General features: G+C 67.0%; 17 protein-coding genes. 9 read left to right on the forward strand and 8 right to left on the reverse strand.

Going from position 1 to position 20496, the window contains the following annotated elements; all coding sequences use genetic code 11:
* Positions 1–46 precede the first annotated feature (46 nt).
* Both trpS and glgX read right to left on the reverse strand, forming a co-directional pair.
* Positions 47–1201 carry a tryptophan--tRNA ligase gene (trpS, locus tag CWT10_RS06570; protein ID WP_233188146.1) on the reverse strand — a complete coding sequence of 385 codons (1155 nt, stop codon included), beginning with the start codon at positions 1199–1201 and terminating at the stop codon, positions 47–49.
* Positions 1202–1802: 601 nt separating this feature from the next.
* The gene (glgX, locus tag CWT10_RS06575) at positions 1803–4136 is read right to left on the reverse strand and encodes a glycogen debranching protein GlgX (RefSeq protein WP_103063122.1); all 2334 of its coding nucleotides are present in this window, start codon (positions 4134–4136) and stop codon (positions 1803–1805) included.
* A 275-nt stretch (positions 4137–4411) separates the two neighbouring features.
* Here glgX and CWT10_RS06580 point away from each other — a divergent pair, with 275 nt between their 5' ends.
* The 7 genes from CWT10_RS06580 to CWT10_RS06610 all read left to right on the forward strand — a co-directional run bounded on the left by CWT10_RS06580 (position 4412) and on the right by CWT10_RS06610 (position 10462).
* A complete protein-coding gene (locus CWT10_RS06580; RefSeq protein WP_103063121.1) occupies positions 4412–5197 on the forward strand; it encodes an electron transfer flavoprotein subunit beta/FixA family protein in 786 nt (261 codons plus the stop codon).
* Positions 5198–5229: 32 nt separating this feature from the next.
* Positions 5230–6249, forward strand: coding sequence for an electron transfer flavoprotein subunit alpha/FixB family protein (locus CWT10_RS06585; RefSeq protein ID WP_103063120.1), 1020 nt, complete (start codon positions 5230–5232; stop codon positions 6247–6249).
* A gap of 364 nt (positions 6250–6613) precedes the next feature.
* On the forward strand, positions 6614–7003 hold the full coding sequence (locus tag CWT10_RS06590; protein WP_103063119.1) for a GntR family transcriptional regulator: 390 nt from the start codon (positions 6614–6616) through the stop codon (positions 7001–7003).
* A complete protein-coding gene (locus CWT10_RS06595; RefSeq protein WP_103063118.1) occupies positions 7000–7764 on the forward strand; it encodes an ABC transporter ATP-binding protein in 765 nt (254 codons plus the stop codon). Before CWT10_RS06590 ends, CWT10_RS06595 begins: the two co-directional genes overlap by 4 nt.
* Positions 7764–8585 (forward strand): hypothetical protein, encoded by an 822-nt coding sequence (locus tag CWT10_RS06600; RefSeq protein WP_103063117.1) that lies wholly within the window; start codon positions 7764–7766, stop codon positions 8583–8585. The genes CWT10_RS06595 and CWT10_RS06600 overlap by 1 nt, the downstream gene beginning before the upstream one ends.
* Positions 8586–8642: 57 nt before the next feature.
* Positions 8643–9623, forward strand: coding sequence for an ABC transporter ATP-binding protein (locus CWT10_RS06605; protein WP_158247651.1), 981 nt, complete (start codon positions 8643–8645; stop codon positions 9621–9623).
* Between the two features lie 8 nt (positions 9624–9631).
* Positions 9632–10462 (forward strand): ABC transporter permease subunit, encoded by an 831-nt coding sequence (locus CWT10_RS06610; protein WP_103063115.1) that lies wholly within the window; start codon positions 9632–9634, stop codon positions 10460–10462.
* Positions 10463–10494: 32 nt separating this feature from the next.
* Here CWT10_RS06610 and mnmA read toward each other — a convergent pair whose 3' ends face one another.
* The 4 genes from mnmA to CWT10_RS06630 all read right to left on the reverse strand — a co-directional run bounded on the left by mnmA (position 10495) and on the right by CWT10_RS06630 (position 14720).
* Positions 10495–11613 (reverse strand): tRNA 2-thiouridine(34) synthase MnmA, encoded by a 1119-nt coding sequence (gene mnmA / locus CWT10_RS06615; protein WP_103063181.1) that lies wholly within the window; start codon positions 11611–11613, stop codon positions 10495–10497.
* 167 nt (positions 11614–11780) lie between these two features.
* Entirely contained in the window at positions 11781–12467 is a 687-nt protein-coding gene (locus tag CWT10_RS06620; RefSeq protein ID WP_244936784.1) for a zinc transporter, read from the reverse strand.
* Positions 12468–12631: 164 nt separating this feature from the next.
* Positions 12632–13207 carry a DUF6318 family protein gene (locus tag CWT10_RS06625; RefSeq protein WP_244936788.1) on the reverse strand — a complete coding sequence of 192 codons (576 nt, stop codon included), beginning with the start codon at positions 13205–13207 and terminating at the stop codon, positions 12632–12634.
* Between the two features lie 247 nt (positions 13208–13454).
* On the reverse strand, positions 13455–14720 hold the full coding sequence (locus tag CWT10_RS06630) for a cysteine desulfurase family protein (protein WP_103062582.1): 1266 nt from the start codon (positions 14718–14720) through the stop codon (positions 13455–13457).
* A 50-nt stretch (positions 14721–14770) separates the two neighbouring features.
* Between CWT10_RS06630 and nudC the strand changes: the two genes are divergently transcribed.
* Together nudC and CWT10_RS06640 are read left to right on the forward strand one after the other, a co-directional pair.
* The gene (gene nudC, locus CWT10_RS06635; RefSeq protein ID WP_103062583.1) at positions 14771–15907 is read left to right on the forward strand and encodes an NAD(+) diphosphatase; all 1137 of its coding nucleotides are present in this window, start codon (positions 14771–14773) and stop codon (positions 15905–15907) included.
* Between the two features lie 94 nt (positions 15908–16001).
* Complete coding sequence (locus CWT10_RS06640; RefSeq protein WP_103062584.1) at positions 16002–18125, forward strand: ATP-dependent helicase; 2124 nt, start codon at positions 16002–16004, stop codon at positions 18123–18125.
* Here CWT10_RS06640 and CWT10_RS06645 read toward each other — a convergent pair.
* Together CWT10_RS06645 and CWT10_RS06650 are read right to left on the reverse strand one after the other, a co-directional pair.
* A complete protein-coding gene (locus tag CWT10_RS06645) occupies positions 18116–19084 on the reverse strand; it encodes a thiamine biosynthesis protein ThiF (protein ID WP_103062585.1) in 969 nt (322 codons plus the stop codon). The two genes, CWT10_RS06640 and CWT10_RS06645, sit on opposite strands and share 10 nt — an antisense overlap.
* 143 nt (positions 19085–19227) lie before the next feature.
* Entirely contained in the window at positions 19228–20454 is a 1227-nt protein-coding gene (locus CWT10_RS06650) for a YlbL family protein (protein ID WP_233188079.1), read from the reverse strand.
* Positions 20455–20496: the final 42 nt, after the last annotated feature.

The raw sequence follows: 20496 nt of genomic DNA on the forward strand, positions 1-20496 counted from the left end.
CGCAAGCGTACCCGTCCGCGAGCGCGCATGTGGCCGCCCCGGCGTCTCAGTAGTTCATGTGCATGGCCTCGCGCACCGCGTCGAGGGTCCGCTCGGCCACCGCATTGGCCCTGGCGTTGCCATCGGACAACACCTGCAGCAGGTAGTCCTCGTCGGCGGCCAACTCGGCGCGGCGTGCACGAATAGGGGCGAAGAAATCATTTACCGCTTCGGTGGTGATCTTTTTGAGCATGCCGGCACCACCGTCGCCGATCCGCTCAGCCAGCTCCTGCGGTTCCCCGGCTCCGCACAGGGATGCCAGTGTGAGGAGGTTCGCCACCTCCGGGCGGCCCTCGGGATCGTAGGTGATGTGCCGGTCGGAATCGGTCTTGGCCCGCTTGAGCAGTCTGGCGGTCTCATCGGCACTCATGCGCAACTCGATCGTGTTGTGGCGCGACTTGCTCATCTTCTCCCCGTCCAGGCCCAGCAGCAGTGGAGCCTGTGACAGCAGCGCCTCCGGACGGCGGAAGACCGGGTGCTCCTTGACCGCGCGCCCATAGCGCTTGTCGAAGCGCTGGGCGATCATCCGGGCCTGCTCCAGGTGGGGCAGTTGGTCCTTGCCCACCGGCACCAGGTTCGCCTGGCAGAACAGGATGTCGGCGGCCTGGTGCACCGGGTAGGTGAGCATCAGGCCGGTCATGGCACGCCCGTCGGTGGCCTCCAGCTCGGCCTTGACCGTCGGATTGCGGTGCAGCTCGGACTCGGTTACCAGGGAGAGGAATGGCAGCATCAGCTGGTTGGCGGCCGGAACGGCCGAGTGGGCGAAGATCGTAGAGCGCTGTGGGTCCACGCCTACGGCAAGGGCGTCCGCCACTAGCGACAGTACGCGCTCGCGGATCGGGCCTACGCCGTCACGGTCGGTGATCACCTGGTAATCGGCTACCAGAATCCAGGTGTCCACACCCCGATCCTGGATGCCCTTCCAGGAGTGCATAGTGCCGAAGTAATGGCCCAGGTGCATGTTCCCGGTAGGTCGCACGCCCGTGAGCATCCGGTAGCGGGCGGGGTTGACATCCAGATCGGCCTCGATCTCGGCACTACGGGCGAGGGAACGGGTGAGGGAGGCCACATCGGTGGATCGTGACAGGATATCGCCCGCATCTGCGCCGTTGGCGGCGTCGCCGGCGGAGGGGGAACCTATGGTCACGTCGTGCTGGGTCATGGCCGCCATCCTAAGGGTCGTCTGCCGCCCGACTGGAATCGGGTTCTTCCGGTTTGAGGCCGCGTCCGCCGAGTTCGGTCGATATAACCATCGAGTTCGGTTGATATAACCATCGAGTTCGGTCGGTGGGGTTGGTGGGTCGGGGGAAGTGTCCAGATTCGGGACAAACGCGCCGGCTAGGTGTGCGGACCTCCTTGGGGTCGTTGGAATCATGCGGTTGTGGTGGGCGGTATCGGGTGCGGCAAGACTGTTTGTGCCGAATCTGGACACCTTGGCTCTCAGGTGCCGGCCAACCGCCTTGGCGTGGCGAGCAGGCCCCGCATCTGGTTGCCCACCCGGCCTGCTATCCGAGAGGCGCGGACGTCTTGGCCGATGAACCAGGCGCTTCCCAGCCAGGACGGTTCCCGACCACGCCAACGCCCTCTACGGCACCTCAACCGTCGACCGCAGGCACACCGGCACCACGCGCACCACCGTCAACCACAGCAAACAAGACAACCGCACCAACCCGAACCGGCACCACCACACCCCCAAACCGGAAGAGCAGGCATTTCGACCGATCTCGGCACGCACTTAGACCGATCTCGGTGTGTGAGTGTTACTACTTCTTGGGCATGCCGATCAGCTGCTCGCCGGACAGATAGATCCGCAGAGACAGAGCGTCCAGGGTGGTGGTGTCGCCGGGCCGGTCCTGGCGGCAATCGGTGGCTCCCGACCGGGAGGCTCGAGCACGGGTGGGGTTGACCGCGCGTGCCTGAGCGGCCGGTCCCCGGCTTACCCGGTGTGCGAGAGCGAAGGCTGAGGTGTGAGGGCGTGGCACGGCCCAGGTGGAGTCCCACATCAGGTGCCAGTCAGTGCCATGACCATCGGGGAGCGTGACGTCCTCCTGGCTCAGGGAGCCGTTGATTACCAGCAGCAGGTCGGCGTCGCCCATGGGGGTGCCGGAGCGGAGCATCTGCACCACGCGGGTCCAAGGATCATGCCAGGCGGCCACATCCATGGGGTCGGAATTGGCCCGGTACCAGGACAGGTCGGGAAGTGTGTCGCCTTCCGGGGTGGACCCCGAGGCGAATGTCGTAGGACGCAGCACGGGGTGTTGATCGCGCAGGCGGATCAGGAAATGCGTGGTGGCGATCAGGTCTCGCTGCCAGGTGGTCAGATTCCAGTCGAACCAGGAGATTTCCGAGTCCTGGCAGTAGGAGTTGTTGTTGCCCCCCTGGGTTCGTCCCATTTCGTCACCACCCAGCAGCATGGGCGTGCCGGCTGACACCAGCAGCGTGGCCAGCACATTGCGGGAGGATCGGCGCCGCAGGATCTCGATCGGTCCTCCGCCCATGCCCTCCGGCAGTGGGCCCTCGAAACCGTGGTTCCATGAACGGTTGTCGTCGGTGCCGTCACGGTTGTCCTCGCCATTGGCCAGGTTGTGCTTGTAGTCGTAGCAGACCAGGTCTCGCAGGGTGAAGCCGTCGTGAGCGGTGACAAAGTTGATCGATGCCAGTGGTCCGCGCCCGCCCGGGTACTCGCCGTAGCTGAACATGTCTGCGCTGCCGCTCAGACGGGTGGCCAGATCCCGCAGGTCGTTGCCGGGGCGGCCCTTGGACATCTCGGAGGCGTCGTGCAGCCAGAAGGAGCGTACTGTGCCGCGGTAGCGGTCATTCCAGTCGTGGAAGGGAGCCGGGAACTCACCCGTGCGCCAGCCGCCCGGCCCGATGTCCCAGGGCTCGGCGATCAACTTGGTGTGCTGTAGCACCGGGTCGGTGGCCATACCTATCAGCAGAGGGTGGCGTGACTGGAATTCAGAGGCATCCCGGCCCAGCGTGACCGCCAGATCGAAGCGGAAGCCGTCTATGCCGACGTCTCCCGCCCAGTACCGCAGCGAGTCCAGCACCAGCTGCACCGCCCGGGTGGAGCGGAAGTCCACCGTATTGCCGGTTCCCGTGACGTCCACGTACTGGGCGGGTCGGTAGGGGGCGTGGAGGTAGTACTCGAGGTTGTCCAGACCCCGTAGTGACAGGGCGGGCCCGTCCATACCCGACTCGCAGGTGTGGTTGTAGACCACGTCCATGATGACCTCGAGTCCGGCCTCGTGCAGCAGTGAGACCATGCCGCGGAACTCGTCCAGGACGGCCTGCGGTCCGGCCTCTCGGGCGGCCTGGGTGGCGTAGGAGGGTTCGGGAGCGAAGTAGGACAGGGTGGAGTAGCCCCAGTAGTTCGTCCGTTGGCGCTGAAGAAGGAAGGCCTCGGAGAAGGACGCGTGCACGGGCAGCAACTCCACTGTGGTTATGCCTAGGGAGTGCAGGTGCGATATGGCGGCCGGGTGTGCCAGGCCCGCGTAAGTACCGCGCAGTTGCGGTGGGACGCCGGGCATGGAGTGAGTGAAGCCCTTGACATGCGTCTCGTAGATGACAGTGCGCTCCTCCGGCACCTTCGGCCCGGGGACCACCGGGAACTGTGCGCCGGTGACGACGCCGAGAGCGGTGTGGCCCGCCGAGTCCAGTTCCGAGCGGAGGAAGGGGACGTCGGTTGGGGCCAGCGCGGCGTCCACCGCGTGAGCGTACAGCTCGGGGCCAAGGCGAGGGGAGCCGTCTATGGCACGTGCGTAGGGGTCGAGCAGCAGTTTGCGGGGATTGAACAGTAGCCCCTCCGACGGGTTCCACTGCCCATACACCCGATAACCGTAACGCTGCCCGGCTTGCACTCCGGGCACGTGCGCGCTCCAGGCGCCGCGAACGGGGCCGTGCATGCCGATGCGTCGCTCGGAGGTGATGTCACCGGCGGCGTCGACCTGGAACAGACACAGGTCGACCGCGTCGGCGCGCGGCGCCACCACTACGAAGTCGGCGCCGTCCTCAAGGAGCCGGGCGCCCAGGAGAGTACGGTCCGAGGCGTCGGAGTCGGCGCGGGCAGCGGGGTGCGGCTCTGGCGTGGAGGACATGGGCATGAAGCATATTGTCTGGTACCGGAGCGCGCGACGCTACTTCGTGACCGTCGTTCGTGACCGACGATTTACCTGTCGGAACTGTGGCCGTGCTAGTGAGGGTAGGCGTGGCGGTGTTTGGGCAGGCTGTGCGGGCTGTTTCGGGTGGTCTGTGTCCGGCACCGAGACAAGGCGTAGTGGACGGGTTGTCGCCGTCCGCTTCGGGCCGTGGCTGCGGTGGGGTGACTGACGGCTCACCGGTGAGGGTGGCGCGATATGGCAATCTTGTACGCATGAAAATAGTCGTGTGCATCAAGCACGTCCCTGATGTGCAGTCCCAGCGCCGCCTGGAGGAGGGGCGCCTGGTCCGCGGAGAGGAGGACGTTCTCAACGAGCTTGACGAGAACGCCGTCGAAGCCGCCGTTTCGCTGGTCGAAGACCTGGGTGGACAGGTGATCGCCCTGTGTATGGGGCCCGAGGATGCCGAGGACGGCGTGCGCCGTGCCCTGCAGATGGGGGCCGACTCCGGAGTCGTGGTCAGTGACGACGCTCTGGCGGGTGCTGATGTCCCCACTACTGCGCGTACCCTCGCTGCTGCCGTGTCTAGGATCGGTGGCACCGCCGACGGCGGAACCGGAGACGTGGACTTGGTGGTTACCGGTATGGCCTCTTTGGACGCCATGACTTCCATGCTGCCCGGAGCGCTGGCTGCCGCCCTGCACGTGCCGGCCCTGACCTTGGCGAGTTCGCTGGAGGTCAGTGTGGATGAGGCGACCATCACCCGTGCCACCGGAACCGTCCGGGAGGTGCTCCGCGCCCCGTTGCCCGCACTGGTATCTGTCACCGACCAGGCCAACGAGCCGCGTTACCCCAATTTCGCCGCCATGCGTGCGGCCCGCAAGAAGCCGGTGGAGACCTGGGACCTGGCCGATCTCGGTCTGACCGACGTTGCCGGGCCCGCTATCGCCGTCGTCGGTTTCACCGAGCGGCCCGCCCGGCAGGCAGGCATTATCCGTACTGACGCCGGCGAGGCGGGACGCGAACTGGCCGGTTGGCTGGTCGAGAACGACCTTGCGTGAGCGGATCCGAACCGGAAGGAAGACTGCAACCCATGTCTGAAACCACATCCTCCGCTGCGACCGGCATCCTGGGCGCCCCCATCCTGGTGTTGGTGGATTGCACCCCCGAAGGTGCACCCTCCAGCGCCGCACTGGGCCTAGTTGCCACCGCCCGTGAGCTTACCGGTGCCGACGTCGTCGCTCTGGTCCTGGGCGGTGTGAATGCAGATGCCGCCAGGGCTATCGGTGCTGCTGGCGCCACCCGCTTGCTCGCAGCCCAGTTGGGCGGTGATCAGGCGGTGGCCGCCGTGGCCGCCGATGCCGTTGTCGCCGCCGTAGGTGCGGTAGGTCCGGCCGCCGTGCTGGTCGGAAGTGACTACCGCGGCAAGGAGATTGCCGGGCGTGCTGCGGTGCTGCTGGACTCCGCCTGTGCCTCCGATGTTGGCGATCTGCAGGTGGTCGGCAACGAGCTGCGCGCTTCCAAGTTGGTCCTCTCCGGCACCTGGTCCACCACCATGACCGTTTCGGCACAGGCGGACAGGACGCCGGTCATCTCCGTGCATCCCAGTGCGGCCGCTGCCATGCCGGCTACCGCAGGTGAAGAGGTGCTTGGCGTGGAGGAGCTAGAGGTGCCGCTAAGCTCTGAGGCCGTCGCTGTCAAGGTCATCTCCCGCGAGGTCGGCGCCGCCGCCGCTGGCCCCGACCTGTCCGAGGCGCAGCGGGTCGTGGTGGTCGGACGCGGCATCGACGGCGATCTGGACCTGGTGCATACCCTTGCCGACCCGCTTCAGGCCGCTATTGGGGCCACCCGTGTCGCCTGTGACGAGGGCTGGATCGAGCGTTCCGCGCAGGTGGGGCAGACGGGTGTCTCCATCGCCCCACGCCTGTATATCGGGCTCGGTGTGTCCGGCGCCGTCCATCACACCAGCGGTATTCAGGGTGCCGGCACGATCGTCGCTATCTGTGACGACTCCGAGGCCCCGATCTTCGAGATGGCCGACTACGGCGTCGTCGGAGATGTGGCCCAGGTGGTTCCCCAACTTGTTGAGGAGTTGGCTCGCTTGCGCGGCTGAACGTCGATTGCTTCCGGACTCGGGCCGCCGCGTGGTGACATGGGGCGTCGAGCTGGAGTGATTGCTCGTGTGGCGCCCTGTCTCGGTTCTCCCGAGGTAGGGCGCCTCTTTCTTCGAGCTCTTCATCGAGTTCGGTCGATATAACCGTCGAGTTCGGTTGATATGGCGGCATCTCGGCCGCCGTCCTCCTGCCGGGCGACTGGTGCAGCAAGTGGTTCCCGGGCGAGTGCTGCCAGTGGGGGAACCGGGTTGACAGCCCGAGACCGCATGTGTCACTGTACTAGTGCAGTAATACAGATGGTCGGCCGGCCTTCTGCCCGCTGCGCTCATGAGCACACCCGTACACCCAACAGAGGGAGGCCTTGTGGATCTTGACGGCTCCCGGCCGATCTGGCTGCAACTGGTCGACGACTTCCGTCTGCGGATCGTCACCGGCACCTGGCCGATCGGCGCCCGGATACCCTCCGTGCGCGAACTCGCCACGCAGTCCGGCGTCAACCCCAACACCGTCCAACGCGCTCTCGGCGAGCTTGACCGCACCGGGCTGACCGGCACCGAGCGGACCGCCGGCCGCTTCGTCACCACGGATACCGCCGTCGTCGACGCCGTCCGCCGGGAACTTGCCACCGGCGCCACGGACGCCTTTATCACCGCCCTCGCCGCTGTCGGCATGGATCTTCCGCAGGCCGCCGCGCTCCTGCAGGAGCGTTGGGAACTGCGCCTATCCCCGGCAGACACAGGAGAATCCTCATGAACCAGCACCCACTGCAAGCGCCGTCACCCGCGGCGCGTTTCACCTCCGTGCCCATTCCCGGCGGCGAGGCGCCGCTGGTGTCGGTGTCCGGCCTGACCAAGGCCTACCGTGGTCGCCCGGCACTGATGGACCTGTCCCTGGACCTGCCGACGGGCCGGATAGTCGGCCTCATGGGCTCCAACGGCTCGGGCAAGACCACCCTACTGAAGATCCTGGCCGGCCTGCTGTCCGACTATGACGGTCGGGTACGGATAGGCGGACATGCTCCCGGACCGGAGTCCAAGGCACAGGTCGCCTTCCTTCCCGACGCCGAATTCCTGGCCTCGGGGCTCAAGGCCGAGCAGGCCATCGCCATGTTCTCCCGGCTCTTCCCTGACTTCGACGCCGACCGTGCCCGTGAGTTGGTCGAGTTCTTCGGCCTGCCCGAGGACCGGAGCCTGAAGGAGATGAGCAAGGGCATGGGGGAGAAGCTGCGCGTCAGTCTGATCATGGCGCGCCGCGCCCGCGTCTACCTGCTGGATGAGCCCATCTCCGGGGTGGATCCGGCCGCGCGCGACGTGATCCTCAGCGGCGTCCTGCGCAACTTCGATCCCGATGCGCTAATGGTCATCTCCACCCACCTGATCGCTGACGTGGAGCCGATCGTCGATTCCGTCGTCTTCCTCAAGGACGGGCGCCTGCTGCTCGCGGGTGACGCCGATGACCTGCGCCAGGCTCACGGCATGAGCCTGGACACCCTGTTCCGGAAGGAGTACCACTGATGTTGCGCACATTATTCACCGAGGAGATCCGTGCACAGGCGCCGCGCAGTGCCGCAGCGGTGGGCGTGGCCCTTGTTGTCTTCATCGTCTCATTGGGTCTGTGGCGCCTGTTGGAGTCTGTCACTGTGATCGCCTTCCTGCTGCAACTGATATCCATGCTGGCCGCCGTCGCCGTCCCGACCATAGTCGGCGCTCTAGTGGTAACCGAGTACTGGCAGTCCATGTATGGTCCGCGCGGATACCTGACCATGACGCTTCCGGTGCGTGGGCGCACGATCTTCGCCGCCAAGACGCTTTACTCGTATTTGGCGGTTCTCATCGCCGGCCTGCTGGGCGCCGCCTGCCTGCTGGCATGGTTCGGCGTGCTCGCCCATAGCAATGGCTCGTCACTGGGCGATGCACTGGAGCCGTTAAAGGCCATGTGGCTAACCGCCTCAACCGCTGCGCGAGTGCTTTGGATCGTGTCGATTCCACTCTCCTTGGCCGTGACTATTTTGCAAGTCGCCGCCGTGATGAGCATCGGCGCCCAGGAGCCCTGGAACCACCTCGGGTTCGGAGCGCCACTGATCGGAGTGGTGATCCTGTACGCGGTCAATCAACTCATCGGGTTGGTGACTGCCTTATTCGTGCCTTTCAGTCTGGACCTGACCACCGGTGAACTCACGAGCCGAATCATGTGGAGTCAGTTCCTCGACTCCATTAATACCGGGAACGATCCTTCTATCATAGGCATGGGAATGCTGATCATCGGGCCGATCCTCGCGGCGGCCATGAGTTGGTGGGCGGTGCGCTCCATCGAGCACCACACATCCCTGCGCTGATTGCTCCGGCCAAAAGAATCGGTTATGCGGACCGCAGCTGGTCTTGGGGGAGGGAATATGGACGAGAGTTCGCAACCCGGCGAGTCTCCCGCCGTGCGAGCCGTGAATGTGAGGCGCTCAATTGGGGGAAGACCGGTGCTCGCCGGACTGACCCTGGAGATCGGGCGTGGCAGCGTTTTCGGCCTGCTGGGCCCCAACGGGTCCGGCAAGACCACCAGTGTCCGGCTGCTCACGGGGCTGATTCCTGCGGACTCCGGGAGGATAGAACTACTGGGCAGAACGGTTACCCGCGACAGTGCACCGAGCCTGCGCTCCCGCGTGGGCGTGCAGTCCGACTACTCCCTCTACCAGGAGCTAAGTCTGCGCGAGAACCTCGCCTTCTGGGGTGAGCTTATGGGAATGAAGGCCGATCATGTGCGTACCCGCACCGAGGAGCTCGCCGAGATGTTCGGCCTCGCCGAGCGACTGGATTCCAGGCTCGGAGAGTTCAGCAAGGGTATGGCGCTTAAGGCCGTTTTGGCGCGCACGCTCCTGGCGCGCCCGGAAGTCGTCTTTCTTGATGAGCCGACGGCGGGTCTGGACCCCGAGGCCGCCGAGGAACTCCTCGAATACCTGCGCCGGATCGCGGACCAGGGCGCAGCGGTATTCGTGTGCACCCATCAACTGCACGGATTCGCGAATGTATGTGATCTAGTAGGCATCCTCGATCAAGGGCGTCTGGTTGCTCAAGGCGCAGTCGATGAGCTCATCCGCAGGCGTTGGCCCACCGCGGTTCTGGATGTTTCTACTCCGGACGTCCGGGAGGCGCTGGATGCTGCCGGACCGGACGCATACCTCTCCCGAGGGGTGGTTTGTATTCCTCTTCCCGACGACGCCCCCGGTGATCCTAATCGTGCGGCCCGATTGGTTGCCGACCTGGTTGCCGCCGGTGTGCGCGTGAACGCGGCGACTCCTAGATCCCACTCGCTCAAGGAACTGTATTTCGCAACCATTCAAGACGGCCCGGAACAAAACGGCAACACGCACCATCCCTTATAGGAGCATTCATGACCGGAGTAATCGAACAGCCTTCCCGCGCCCGGGTGAAGGCGCTGATTCGCAACGAGTGGAGGAGGGCTCTGCGCGATGTCAACGCCCTGGTCCCCGTAGTGCTGTTCCCGGTGCTGTTCAATGTTCTGCTACCGGGACTGGCCGTCGGACTGGTGGCGAACTCTGGGGACGCCGTCAAGCAGCTACACGGGATGGAGGCCTTCTTGGAGCGTGTGGGTGCGGCGGTTGCACCGGGTTCGGGAACTCAGGAGATCATAATCACGGCCATAACGATGTATGTCTTCGCTCCCATGTTCCTTCTCATTCCGATGGTGGTCGCCACCGCCAGCGCCTCCGCGGCATTCGTGGGGGAGCGTGAACGGCGTACTCTCGACGGTCTGCTTTACGGGCCGGCCTCCATCCGCGAGATCTTCCTGGCCAAGACTCTGGCCTCCACCATTCCGGCCGTGGTAGTCACCTGGATCGTTTTCGTGGTCTTCACCGCGATAGTCAACGTCGCCGGGTGGCCGGTCATGGGGAGCGTCTTCTTCCCCGATCTGACCTGGGTGGTCGCCGTCGCCGCACTGATACCGCTTCTGGCCTTCGTCATAGTCGGGTCTATCGTGGCCATCTCTAACAGGGCGCGCTCGGTGCAGTCCGCTCAGGGGGTGGTCGTCTTCTTCTTTCTGCCGCTGGTGGCTTCGATCATCTCCCAAGCCACCGGTGCGATTCTCCTCAACCATACTTTTGTAGCGTTTACGGGTGTAGCGCTGGCGCTACTCGCAGGTCTGGTCTACCGGATCCTCGGCCGTGTCGTTGACGACCCCGATCTAGTGCTTAAGACCTGACTTCCCCCGGGTGACCCGGAGTTTTGATTGGCTTAGGCGACCGTCGCCTGGGCCAGCACCCGGCCCCCGTCTTCCCCGCCATAGACGACGACGCTCTGGCCAGCGGCCAGGCCCCGCAAGGGCTGGCGTAGCACGGCGTGCAGCGTGCCGGCGGTGGTGTCTACGGTCACGTCGGCGGGCACCGGGCGGCCGTGGGCGCGCACCTGTACGGCCACGTCCTGCCAGCCGGCGCCGTCGGGAAGCGAATCGGGCCGGTCCAGCAGCACCAGGTCCTTGCCATCGACCACGGTGCGCTGCAGCAGTTCGGCGGAGCCGACCACGACCTCATTGGTACTCGGACGTGTGGCGATCACGTAGCGGGGACGGCCGTCGGCGGCGGGACGGGTTAGGCCCAGTCCCTTGCGCTGGCCGACGGTGAAGCCGAAGTAGCCGTCGTGGGTGCCGAGCACCTCACCGTCGGGGGAGACGAGGTTGCCCTCCTGAACGCCGAGGCTGCGCTGCAGGAAGCCGCGGGTATCGCCGTCGGCGACGAAGCAGATGTCGTAGGAGTCCGGCTTGTCCGCCACCGGCAGGCCGCGGCGCTCCGCCTCGGCGCGCACCGCGGCCTTGGACGGGGCATCGCCGAGGGGGAAGATTGCTCGGGAGAGGCCCTCGCGTCCGGAGACGGCCAGCACGTAGGACTGGTCCTTGGCCACATCGGCAGCGCGGTGCAGCTCCAGGGAATCGACCTGGCCGGGCTGGCCGTAGGCGGCGCCGCCGTGTAGGCGGGCGTAGTGACCGGTGACGACGGCGTCGAATCCCAAGGCGAGGCCGCGCTCCAGCAGTACGTCGAACTTGACCCGTTCATTGCAGCGAACGCACGGGTTGGGGGTGCGGCCGGCGCGGTACTCGGACAGGAAGTCGGCGACCACCCGCTCCTCGAACTCCTCCGACAGATCCCACACATAGAAGGGGATACCCAGGATCTCGGCGGCCCAGCGGGCATCGCCGGCGTCCTCGATGGAGCAGCAGCCGCGGGCTCCGGAGCGGGCGGCGGCCCGGTTACGGGTCAGAGCCATGTGTACGCCGACCACCTCGTGGCCGGCCTCGACGACGCGCGCCGCGGCAACGGCGGAGTCGACTCCGCCGGACATGGCAGCCAGTACCCGCACGTGTGCTCCTTCCGCCGTATTAGTTCTGCAGGTGCCCGGGTGGGCGGGTTGCAGCCTACCGCCATGGGTGGGCTTGCGTGATGTTGGGCAGAACACCTCTGGACGCTGGATGCGCCGGGTAACTGCAGCCGGGATGCGCATAGGCGAACGCGTTCAAGGTCGTTTGGTTAGTGTCCTTGTTGGGTTTCGGCTTGGTCGGTGAGGTAGGTGATGGTGCGGACGATGTTGTAGGGGGTGGTGGTGTTGGTGGTGGTGATGGTTCCGACCACGGGGGTGGTGGTGCCGCCGTTGGGGGTGTAGGTGGCTTTCCAGGTGGTGGTAAGGGTGGTGGTGACGTCGGTGGCGGTGCGGGTGTAGCGGTGGGTGAGGGTCTGGTTGGGCCAGGGTGCGCCGGGGTCGGTGGTGGTTGTGGTGGTGCCGTCTCCCCAGTTCCAGGTGTAGGAGGTGGGGGTGGCGTGGATGGTTACTTCGGTTCCGGCTACGGTGGTGGTCAGGACCTGGGTGTCGGGGCTGGTGTAGACGATGAAGTCCTTGGTCAGCAGTACTTCTGGGCCCGGCGGCTGGCGGGTGATGCCTGAGCCCTCGGCCAGCAGGGTGGACACATCGGCGGCAGTGACCTTAACCACCACGGTGGTGCCGTCGGAGGCTTGGACGCTGGTTGCCGCCGCGGCATCGGTGGCGCACTCGTCAGGATCAAGCACAACAGCACGCATTCCGACGTTCACGCCCATTCTCATACCGAAGCACATGGCATAAGACAAACTCGCCATAAAAGCGGCCCTCTCATCGAACACCCCACCAGTGCCGCCCTCAACAGTGACACCGCCCCCACCCGACCCACCCGGAACCGACACCACCACATCATAAGACACCCCACCAGAAACAATCACCGAATTTGCTACAGCTTTGGCGTGTACTTGGTTGGGTGAGTTGTTGTTGGCTGCGAATGCTGGTGAGATTGTGGAGGTAAACAATAGCAAAATTGCGAGAATGGCTTTAGGTGTCGCATTTGAGTGAATCATTCTGGTTCGCCTGCTTCTATCGTCCAGTCGTGGCCTCGCCAATACATCTGGATTAACAGTGGACCTTCTGACTTTTCTACCGTTCGTGAAGGTTTGTTGCTGCCTGGGTTCTCGGTGTGGGCTTGAGACACCACGTTGATTCGTATGACGTAGCGGTTGGGATCGGTATCGTCGATCCGCCAACCTAAGGCGGTTATCTCTTGAACCCACGGATCTGCCCAACCGTCGATGTCGTGCAGTGCTGCAGCATCATTCATTGCGTTGTTGCAGAATTCGCAGTTGTCGTCACTCATGTTCTTCCAGGCGTCGAGGTCGCCAGTCGCGTACATGTAGGGGAACAGGCTGAGGAAGTATGTGGCTGCGGTGATGGCGCCTTCGGGGGTGAACTGTGGGGTGTAGGGATCAGGCGGCTCCATGGCCAGGGCGGTGGCTCTGGCCGCGGCCTGTTCCGGCGACAGCGTGGGCGCGGCACTAGCACTGACAGTCGCTGATGGGGTCCAGGTGGGACTGAAACCACTGGTGGCGCTTCCACGCGAACAACCCCCACCCAGTGCCAGCCAGGCAACCACCACGGACAAGGCCGCCAGACGAGCGAACCCGACCGCAGCCCGGCGCCGATGCGGCATCGAATGGAGTAAGGGGACGGTAGACATAACGGGCACGGCCTCCTCGGTGAGGACCCTAACGGGACTAACAGGCGCGCCAGCCAAAGCGCCGACGCCAGGCAACCGTACCCACACACCCACCACAACCGCCACCCCCAACCAACACCCTGTGGAAAACCCATCGCACCCCGGCCACAACAACCGAACTCGATGGTTATATCGACCGAACTCGACGGGAGGGAGGGGTACTACTCCTGTGCCTGAACTGCCGGGCTCGGCGAGCGGCGTCCACGGCGTCGGGCAAGACCGCCAGCAGGCGCTCAACATCCTCGGCACTCGTCTCCCGGCCCATGGAGCAGCGCAGCGTCGCCCGTGCCGCCTCCTCGTCGTAACCCATCGCCAGCATGACGTGGCTCGGCTGCGAAACCCCCGCATGGCAGGCCGACCCGGCCGAAACGTCGATACCCGCCATATCCAGCGCCATGAGCAGCGCCTCGGCGTCGGCATCCTCCACCCACAGGTGGGCCGTGCCGGGCAGGTGCGTCGCATCATCGGGCAGGGTCGCGTGCACACCCGCCAGTGCCGTCGCCTCAGCCAGCAGGCGCGCGCGCAGCGCCTCCAGCCGTGCCGCCTCCGCCGCCAGCTCGGCCACGGTCAGCTCCACGGCCAGGGCCAGTGCCCGCGCCCCGACCACGTCCTGCGTGCCCGAGCGCAGTCCCCGCTCCTGGCGCCCGCCCCCGGTGGGCGCCACCAGGGAGAAGTCTCGCCGCGCAATCAGGGCGCCGACGCCCACCGGCGCCCCGAGCTTGTGCCCGCTCAGCGACAGCGCGTCCAGCCCCGAGCCGTGAAAGTCCAGCGGCACCCGGCCCACCGACGCCACCGCATCGGTGTGCACGGGCACGTACCCTGGCGCGCCCGGACGGCCCGTCCCAGTCGCAGCGCGTACCGCCGCCACGATCCCGGCCAGATCCTGCACCAGACCGGTCTCGTTATTCGCCGCCATCACGCTCACCAGGGCGGCCCCGTCCGCCAGCGCCGGCCCGAGCGCGCTGACGGGTACCCGTCCGGCGCCGTCCACGGGCAGCTGCACATGCTCGCCGCCCAACTGCGCTGCGGCGGTGCGTGCACTGTCCAGCACCGCCGGATGCTCGATCGGGGAGGTGATTACGCGCGGGCGTTCAACCCCGGCGGCCCGGGCCGCCAGCACCCGCCCAGCGACCGCCAACGCATCCGCTTCCGTACCGCCGCCGGTGAAGATCACCTCATGCGGATCCACCCCCAGCGCCGCAGCCAGCCGGGAACGCGCCCGGGCCAACATCGCCCCGATCCGGCGCCCCGAGGCGTGCTGCGCCGCCGGATTCGCCCACCCGCCCAGGCCATCGGCCAGATCGCGGGCCACCTGTTCGGCCACCTCAGCCCGTATGGGTGTGGTGGCGGCATGATCGAGGTAGACGCGCGTGACGGCGCTTCCGGAACTCATGCGGGCAGCGTATCCGTCCCACCCAATCCGGTCACAGATAGGCTGCCCGCATGACCTCCGCGCCGCAGCCCGACCCTGTCCGCCCAGCATCCGCGCCCGGACCGAATGGAGCCGCGGCCCGCTCCCTGTCCCGCGCCACCACCGACCGCGACGCCTCTCGCCGCGGCGAGCCGGACCTGCTGGACCGGCTGGCCGCCGATCCCGACACCCGCCTGCTGCTGGTGGATGCTCGCGGCCGCATAGCACTGGATACCCCGGTCACCGCCGCCGACCCGCCCGACGACGGCCTCGCGCCCGCCGCCCCGCACGACCGTGACGCCGCCGTCTGGCGGCCCGGACGTGCCGATTCCACTGGCGCCGCCCGTCCCCGGCTCGCGCCCCTGACCGCCACCGACCTCGACGTCACCGGCCTGACCTGCTTCTACCTGGGGCGCGAACAGGGCACCGGCACCGGCGACGCCGCCGGGGCGGCCTGGATCGCCGCCGTCGTCCCCGCCGACGACCTCGCCTCAACCACCGACGCCGAGGGCGCCGGGAACCCCCACCCCGCCCTCAGCGCCGTCCTGGACCGCTACCCGCTGTCCGCACTGCGGGCCGTCGGCGCGGAACTGGACGCCCACGACGCCGGGCTGGCAACCCCCGCCAGCGCCCTAGCCGCCTGGCACGCCCGCTCCGGCTTTTGTGCCCTGTGCGGCGGCCGCACCCGGATCGTCCAGGCCGGGTGGGCGCGGCTGTGCACCAACTGCGATGCCCTCAGTTTCCCCCGCACCGACCCCGCCGTCATCATGGCCGTTACCGACGACGCCGACCGCATCGTCCTGGTCCACGGCGCCACCTGGGATCGGCATCGCTACTCCACCGTTGCAGGCTTCGTGGAGGCGGGGGAGTCCGCGGAGGCCGCCGTCGCCCGCGAGGTCGCCGAGGAGACCGGGCTGAAAGTCGCCAGTGTGGAGTTCGTCGCCTCTCAGCCCTGGCCCTTCCCCCGCTCTCTCATGCTCGGCTACCGGGCCCGCCTGGCGCCCGGCGAGCACCTGGCCCGCCCCGACGGCAATGAGGTGACCGACACCGTCGTGCTCAGCCGCGTTGAACTCGCCGAGGCCATCGCCGCTGGCGCCGTGGTCCTGCCCGGCCCCACCTCCATTGCCCGGATGCTGATAGAGGACTGGTATGGCGGTCCCATCGGCTGATTGCCCACTCGCGCGTGCCAGGACCGGCCCCGCCGCGGCCGGCGGGAGAGGTGCCGGCTAATCGTGTCAGCCAGGCGTGGCAGGCTGGGCCGCGATGAACGACCACGCCCAGGCAGCCGACGCCCCGCGCCCCGCGGGCACGCCCGGCGCTTTGCCCAGTCCCGCCCAACTGCTCGACGCCCTTGACCCCGACCAGCGCCAGGTAGCCGAGCACCTGGAAGGCGCCCTGTGCGTGCTGGCGGGCGCCGGCACCGGCAAGACCCGGGCGATCACCTACCGCATCGCCCATGGGGTGGCGGTGGGCGCCTACCAGCCCACCCAGGTCCTGGCCGTCACCTTCACCGCCCGCGCCGCCGGAGAGATGCGCTCGCGCCTGGCCGACCTGGGCGTGCACGGGGCCCAGGCGCGCACCTTCCATTCTGCGGCCCTGCGCCAGCTGACCTACTTCTGGCCCACCGCCATCGGCGGGCGCCGTCATGAGATCGAGGGTCACAAGGGTCGTCTGGTCGGCATTGCCGCCCACCGGCTGGGCTTGAGTACGGACCGCGCCCTAATCCGTGATCTGGCCGCCGAAGTCGAATGGGCCAAGGTGACCATGACCCTCCCGGAGGACTATGCCCAGGCGGCCGCCGCCCAGGGGCGAGTCGGGGTGGGGGACCTGGATCCGGCCACCGTCGCCCGTCTGCTGGCCGTATACGAGGAAGTCAAGGCGGAGCGGGGCGTGATCGACTTTGAGGACGTGCTGCTGCTGATGGTCGGCATCCTCAAGGACCGCGAAGACATTGCCGCCCAGATCCGCGGCCAGTACAAGCACTTCGTGGTCGACGAGTACCAGGACGTCTCCCCGCTTCAGCAGCGGCTGCTGGACTTGTGGCTGGGCCGGCGCCGCCAGCTGTGCGTGGTCGGCGACGTCTCCCAGACCATCTACTCCTTCACGGGCGCCACCCCCGAATTCCTCACCGGTTTCGCCTCCCGCTACGAAGGTGCCCGCACCGTGCGGCTGACTCGCGACTATCGCTCCACCCCGCAGGTGGTGTCGCTGGCCAACCGGGTGCTGTCGCGCTCGCGGCGCGGTGCTGGGGCCCTGTCCCTGCCGGCCGGGGCGGTGCAGCTGCAGGCGCAGCGGCCGTCCGGCCCGGCCGTGCGCTTCGAGGCTTATGACGACGACGTCGCCGAGGCCGCCGGGGTTGCCGCCCAGGTGCAGCGGCTGCGGGCGGCCGGAGTGGACTTGTCCGAGATCGCCGTCCTGTACCGCACCAACTCCCAGTCAGAGGTGGTAGAGCAGGCGCTGGCCGACGCCGGCATCGGCTACCTGGTGCGCGGCGGGGAGCGCTTCTTCGAACGCGAGGAGGTCAAGCGCGCCATGGTGCTGCTGCGCGCCGCCGCCCGCACTGAGCGCGCTCAGCTCACCGGCGACCCCGGTGCAGATACTCGCATGGTGCTGTCCCGGGAGGGCTGGAGTGAGCAGCCGCCGGCAGCCCGTGGGGCCATGCGCGAGCGTTGGGACTCCCTGAATGCGATTGTGGAACTGGCGGATCAGCTCGGCCAGCGACGGGGCACCGACCTGGACGGGCTCGTGGCCGAACTCACCGCCCGGGCGGAGGCCCAGAACGCCCCCACCGTCGACGGTGTCACCCTGTCATCCCTGCACGCCGCCAAGGGACTGGAGTGGGATGCGGTGCTGCTGATCGGCGCCTGCGAGGGGCTGCTGCCGATCTCCCTGGCAGAAGGGCCCGCCGCAATTGAGGAGGAGCGGCGCCTGCTGTACGTGGGCGTCACCCGCGCCCGCGAGCACCTAGTGATCTCCTACGCACGCGCCCGCAATCCCGGCGGCCGCGCCTCCCGCAAGCCCTCCCGGTTCCTGGATGGTATCTGGCCCACCGACGCCGACACCCCCGCGCGCCGCCGCTCCAGCTCCGGCAAGGGGCCGCGCGCCCGCGCCAAGGAGGCGGCGGAGCAGTTCGAGGCAGACAACGATCCGGCTACCGTGGCCCTGTTCGAGCAGTTGCGCGCCTGGCGCTCACAGGTCGCCAAGGAGGGATCGAAGCCGGCGTACACCGTGTTCGCCGATGCCACCCTGCGGTCGATCGCCGTCGTCAAGCCGGGCGTGCTCGCGCAGCTGTCTCTGATCCGCGGGGTCGGCGCCGTCAAGCTCAAAGAGTATGGGCCCGACGTGCTACGGATCGTGCGTGAATTCAGCCAGGTGGATCAGCAATAGCGGGAAGCGTCCGCGGCCTCCGGCTCCGACCCGGCGTCGCAGCCCTCCTCGGCCGCCAGTTGGAGGCATAGGCACTCGGGGTGAGGGCGCCAGCGGCGCGCTACGCCCACGGCGTCGGTGGCGGACAGTTCCACACTGCGCCCCTCCCATTGGGAGCCCCTGCCGGTGACGACATCGAGAACCGCTCGGGCAGCCAGTGCTGCCGCCTGATGCAGCAGTAGTCGCTCTATCACTGGAGCCGGCAGCAGCCGAAGTTGTGTGGCCAGGGCCGGCCAGCAGGGGTCGGCGTCTCGCTCCCACAGGTCCAGACAGGTGGTGCACACAGGCGAGTTCTCGGCCACCAGCGGTCCCACCCGCACGCTCACTTCCCTCACCACCACCGGCAGATGCGAGATGCCCTCCCGCGCCAGATCTCGTGAGGGCACCGGATCGATCACGTGTCCCTGCAGGGAGACGACCACATCGGGCCGCAGATTCAATGGGGCCCGGGTGTGTACCGCGGCAGACAGATTCGTTGCCCAGTCGGCCAGGGCGTCGTCGTCGGGCAGGATGGTGGGCACTCCGGCCTCCACCAGCAGGCGGATGATGTCGCGGGCCAACTCGCCGCCGCCCAGTAGGGCGACGCTGGCGGCCCGTAGCATGCCGGCGCGCTCGGACGGATCGGTGGACAGCCGGTCCCAGTAGAGCGTGTCGGCATTGTCCGGAGGGTCGGGGGAGCTGTCGATGACACCCGCTTCGCACAGGTCAGAGACGATGGCGCGGGCTCGCTCCAAGGGCACTCGACTCCAACGGGCGGCGCGGTAGATACCAGCGGGGCGAATCTCGTCGGGGAGCCGATCCAGCAACAGCTGTTCCCCGCTGGTCAGCCCGGACAGGATGAGGGCGTGACCCGGCTCGGCCCCGATCTGGCTCTCTCCGGGGGCGCGCCATAAGACGGGGGACTGGCCGCGGATACGCATGACTGCTCCTGTCTGTTCCCGTCGGCACCTGTGTCGACGGCATCGGCTTCAGCATGGCAGGGTGCCCGTGCGGGCCGCCAGTACCGATTCGCGGCCTGTGGAAAACCCGCCCGGAGAGCCCCTGCCTCGGCTGAGGCAGGGGCTCAGTCACCTCCAAGTACCGTCTCGCAGGTCATCAACCCGTCCGTATCCTGCACGGCAATAGCCTGGACCGCCTCAACCGCCTCGTGAAGTGTTCCCACCGCATATACATTCAGACCATCGGGGACATTGCCTACCACCTCTTGACAGTTGGTGGTGGGGGCCAGGAAGTACTCGGAGCCGTCCTGGCGCGCGCCTGCCATCTTCTGCTTGATGCCCCCGATCGCTCCGATAGTGCCGTCGATGGCGATCGTGCCGGTGCCGGCGATGTCCTGTCCGCCGGTCAGGTCTCCGGGAGTGATTTCGTCAATGATCCCCAGTGCGAAGATGGTACCCGCGCTCGGACCGCCCACGTCGGAAAGGCCAAAGGATGCGTCGATGTCCGAGTCGGCCTGTGCCGATAAGCTCAACCCGAGTAGGGAGCCGTCTGAGTCGGGATGTCCATCCCCGTCAGAATCCTGGGGGCTGATTGTGGTCAGCGCGACGTTCACCTTCGAGCCTTCCCTGTCCACCTGCAGCGTCAGGGGCGTGGCCGGGGCGATTGTGGTCATCAGTTCGCGCAACTGGGGGTAGGAGGTGATGTTGGTCGTCTCGCCGTCGGCGGTGGTGATGGACTCCAGCACATCGCCGGGCAGGACGTCGGCGCCCTGTTGCTCATCCACCGTCCCCTCAACGGTGAGGATCATGCGGTTGGCCTCACCGGTCTCCATAAGCGCGGCGACCACGGCGGCGTCCTGCGAACTGGTCATCTGCGCCTGGTTGACCTTCTCCACCTGCTCTGCGCTCAGCGACTCCGGGCACACCTGATCTCGATCCAGGACCGTCTTGTCGCTGCTGAGCCAGGCGTCCAGCAGCATGAAGAAGGTGACCGGGTAGCCCGGACATCCCGATACAGAAACGGTGGTCATGCGTAGGGCGCCGGTAGTGTCATAGGTCTGGGTGCCGGTTACGGTCAACAGGTCCTGCTCCGCTCCATCGGAGGTGTCGGCCAGGACGTTCCAGGTGGGGCCGGGTGCCTGAATAACCTTGTTTATCGGCACCGTCGCGCCCGCAATCACTAGCGCCACCACGGCAGCCAGGCCGGCGAGCAACCAGGCCCGGCGCCTGCCGCGGAACAGGCCCTGGGTGGTGTCGGGATCGGCGTCGGAGCCAGGTTCGGGCGGCGGCGTCGTAGCAGGGGCGGAGTCCGGACCGGACTCCATGGAGTCGTCGGAAGGGGTCTGTGTCACGAGAACATCATGACGTCTGTATCTGGGAACTGTGCAATCGTC

The organism is Actinomyces qiguomingii, assembly GCF_004102025.1.
Taxonomy (GTDB): domain Bacteria; phylum Actinomycetota; class Actinomycetes; order Actinomycetales; family Actinomycetaceae; genus Actinomyces; species Actinomyces qiguomingii.

Excerpts from the sequence above, each read along its gene's own strand:
- glgX (WP_103063122.1), bottom strand. The coding sequence starts at position 4,136 with ATGTCCTCCACGCCAGAGCCGCACCCCGCTGCCCGCGCCGACTCCGAC.
- CWT10_RS06585 (WP_103063120.1), top strand. The coding sequence starts at position 5,230 with ATGTCTGAAACCACATCCTCCGCTGCGACCGGCATCCTGGGCGCCCCC.
- CWT10_RS06645 (WP_103062585.1), bottom strand. The coding sequence starts at position 19,084 with ATGCGTATCCGCGGCCAGTCCCCCGTCTTATGGCGCGCCCCCGGAGAG.
- CWT10_RS06610 (WP_103063115.1), top strand. The coding sequence starts at position 9,632 with ATGACCGGAGTAATCGAACAGCCTTCCCGCGCCCGGGTGAAGGCGCTG.
- CWT10_RS06630 (WP_103062582.1), bottom strand. The coding sequence starts at position 14,720 with ATGAGTTCCGGAAGCGCCGTCACGCGCGTCTACCTCGATCATGCCGCC.
- CWT10_RS06595 (WP_103063118.1), top strand. The coding sequence starts at position 7,000 with ATGAACCAGCACCCACTGCAAGCGCCGTCACCCGCGGCGCGTTTCACC.
- nudC (WP_103062583.1), top strand. The coding sequence starts at position 14,771 with ATGACCTCCGCGCCGCAGCCCGACCCTGTCCGCCCAGCATCCGCGCCC.
- CWT10_RS06605 (WP_158247651.1), top strand. The coding sequence starts at position 8,643 with ATGGACGAGAGTTCGCAACCCGGCGAGTCTCCCGCCGTGCGAGCCGTG.
- CWT10_RS06580 (WP_103063121.1), top strand. The coding sequence starts at position 4,412 with ATGAAAATAGTCGTGTGCATCAAGCACGTCCCTGATGTGCAGTCCCAG.
- trpS (WP_233188146.1), bottom strand. The coding sequence starts at position 1,201 with ATGACCCAGCACGACGTGACCATAGGTTCCCCCTCCGCCGGCGACGCC.
- CWT10_RS06640 (WP_103062584.1), top strand. The coding sequence starts at position 16,002 with ATGAACGACCACGCCCAGGCAGCCGACGCCCCGCGCCCCGCGGGCACG.
- CWT10_RS06600 (WP_103063117.1), top strand. The coding sequence starts at position 7,764 with ATGTTGCGCACATTATTCACCGAGGAGATCCGTGCACAGGCGCCGCGC.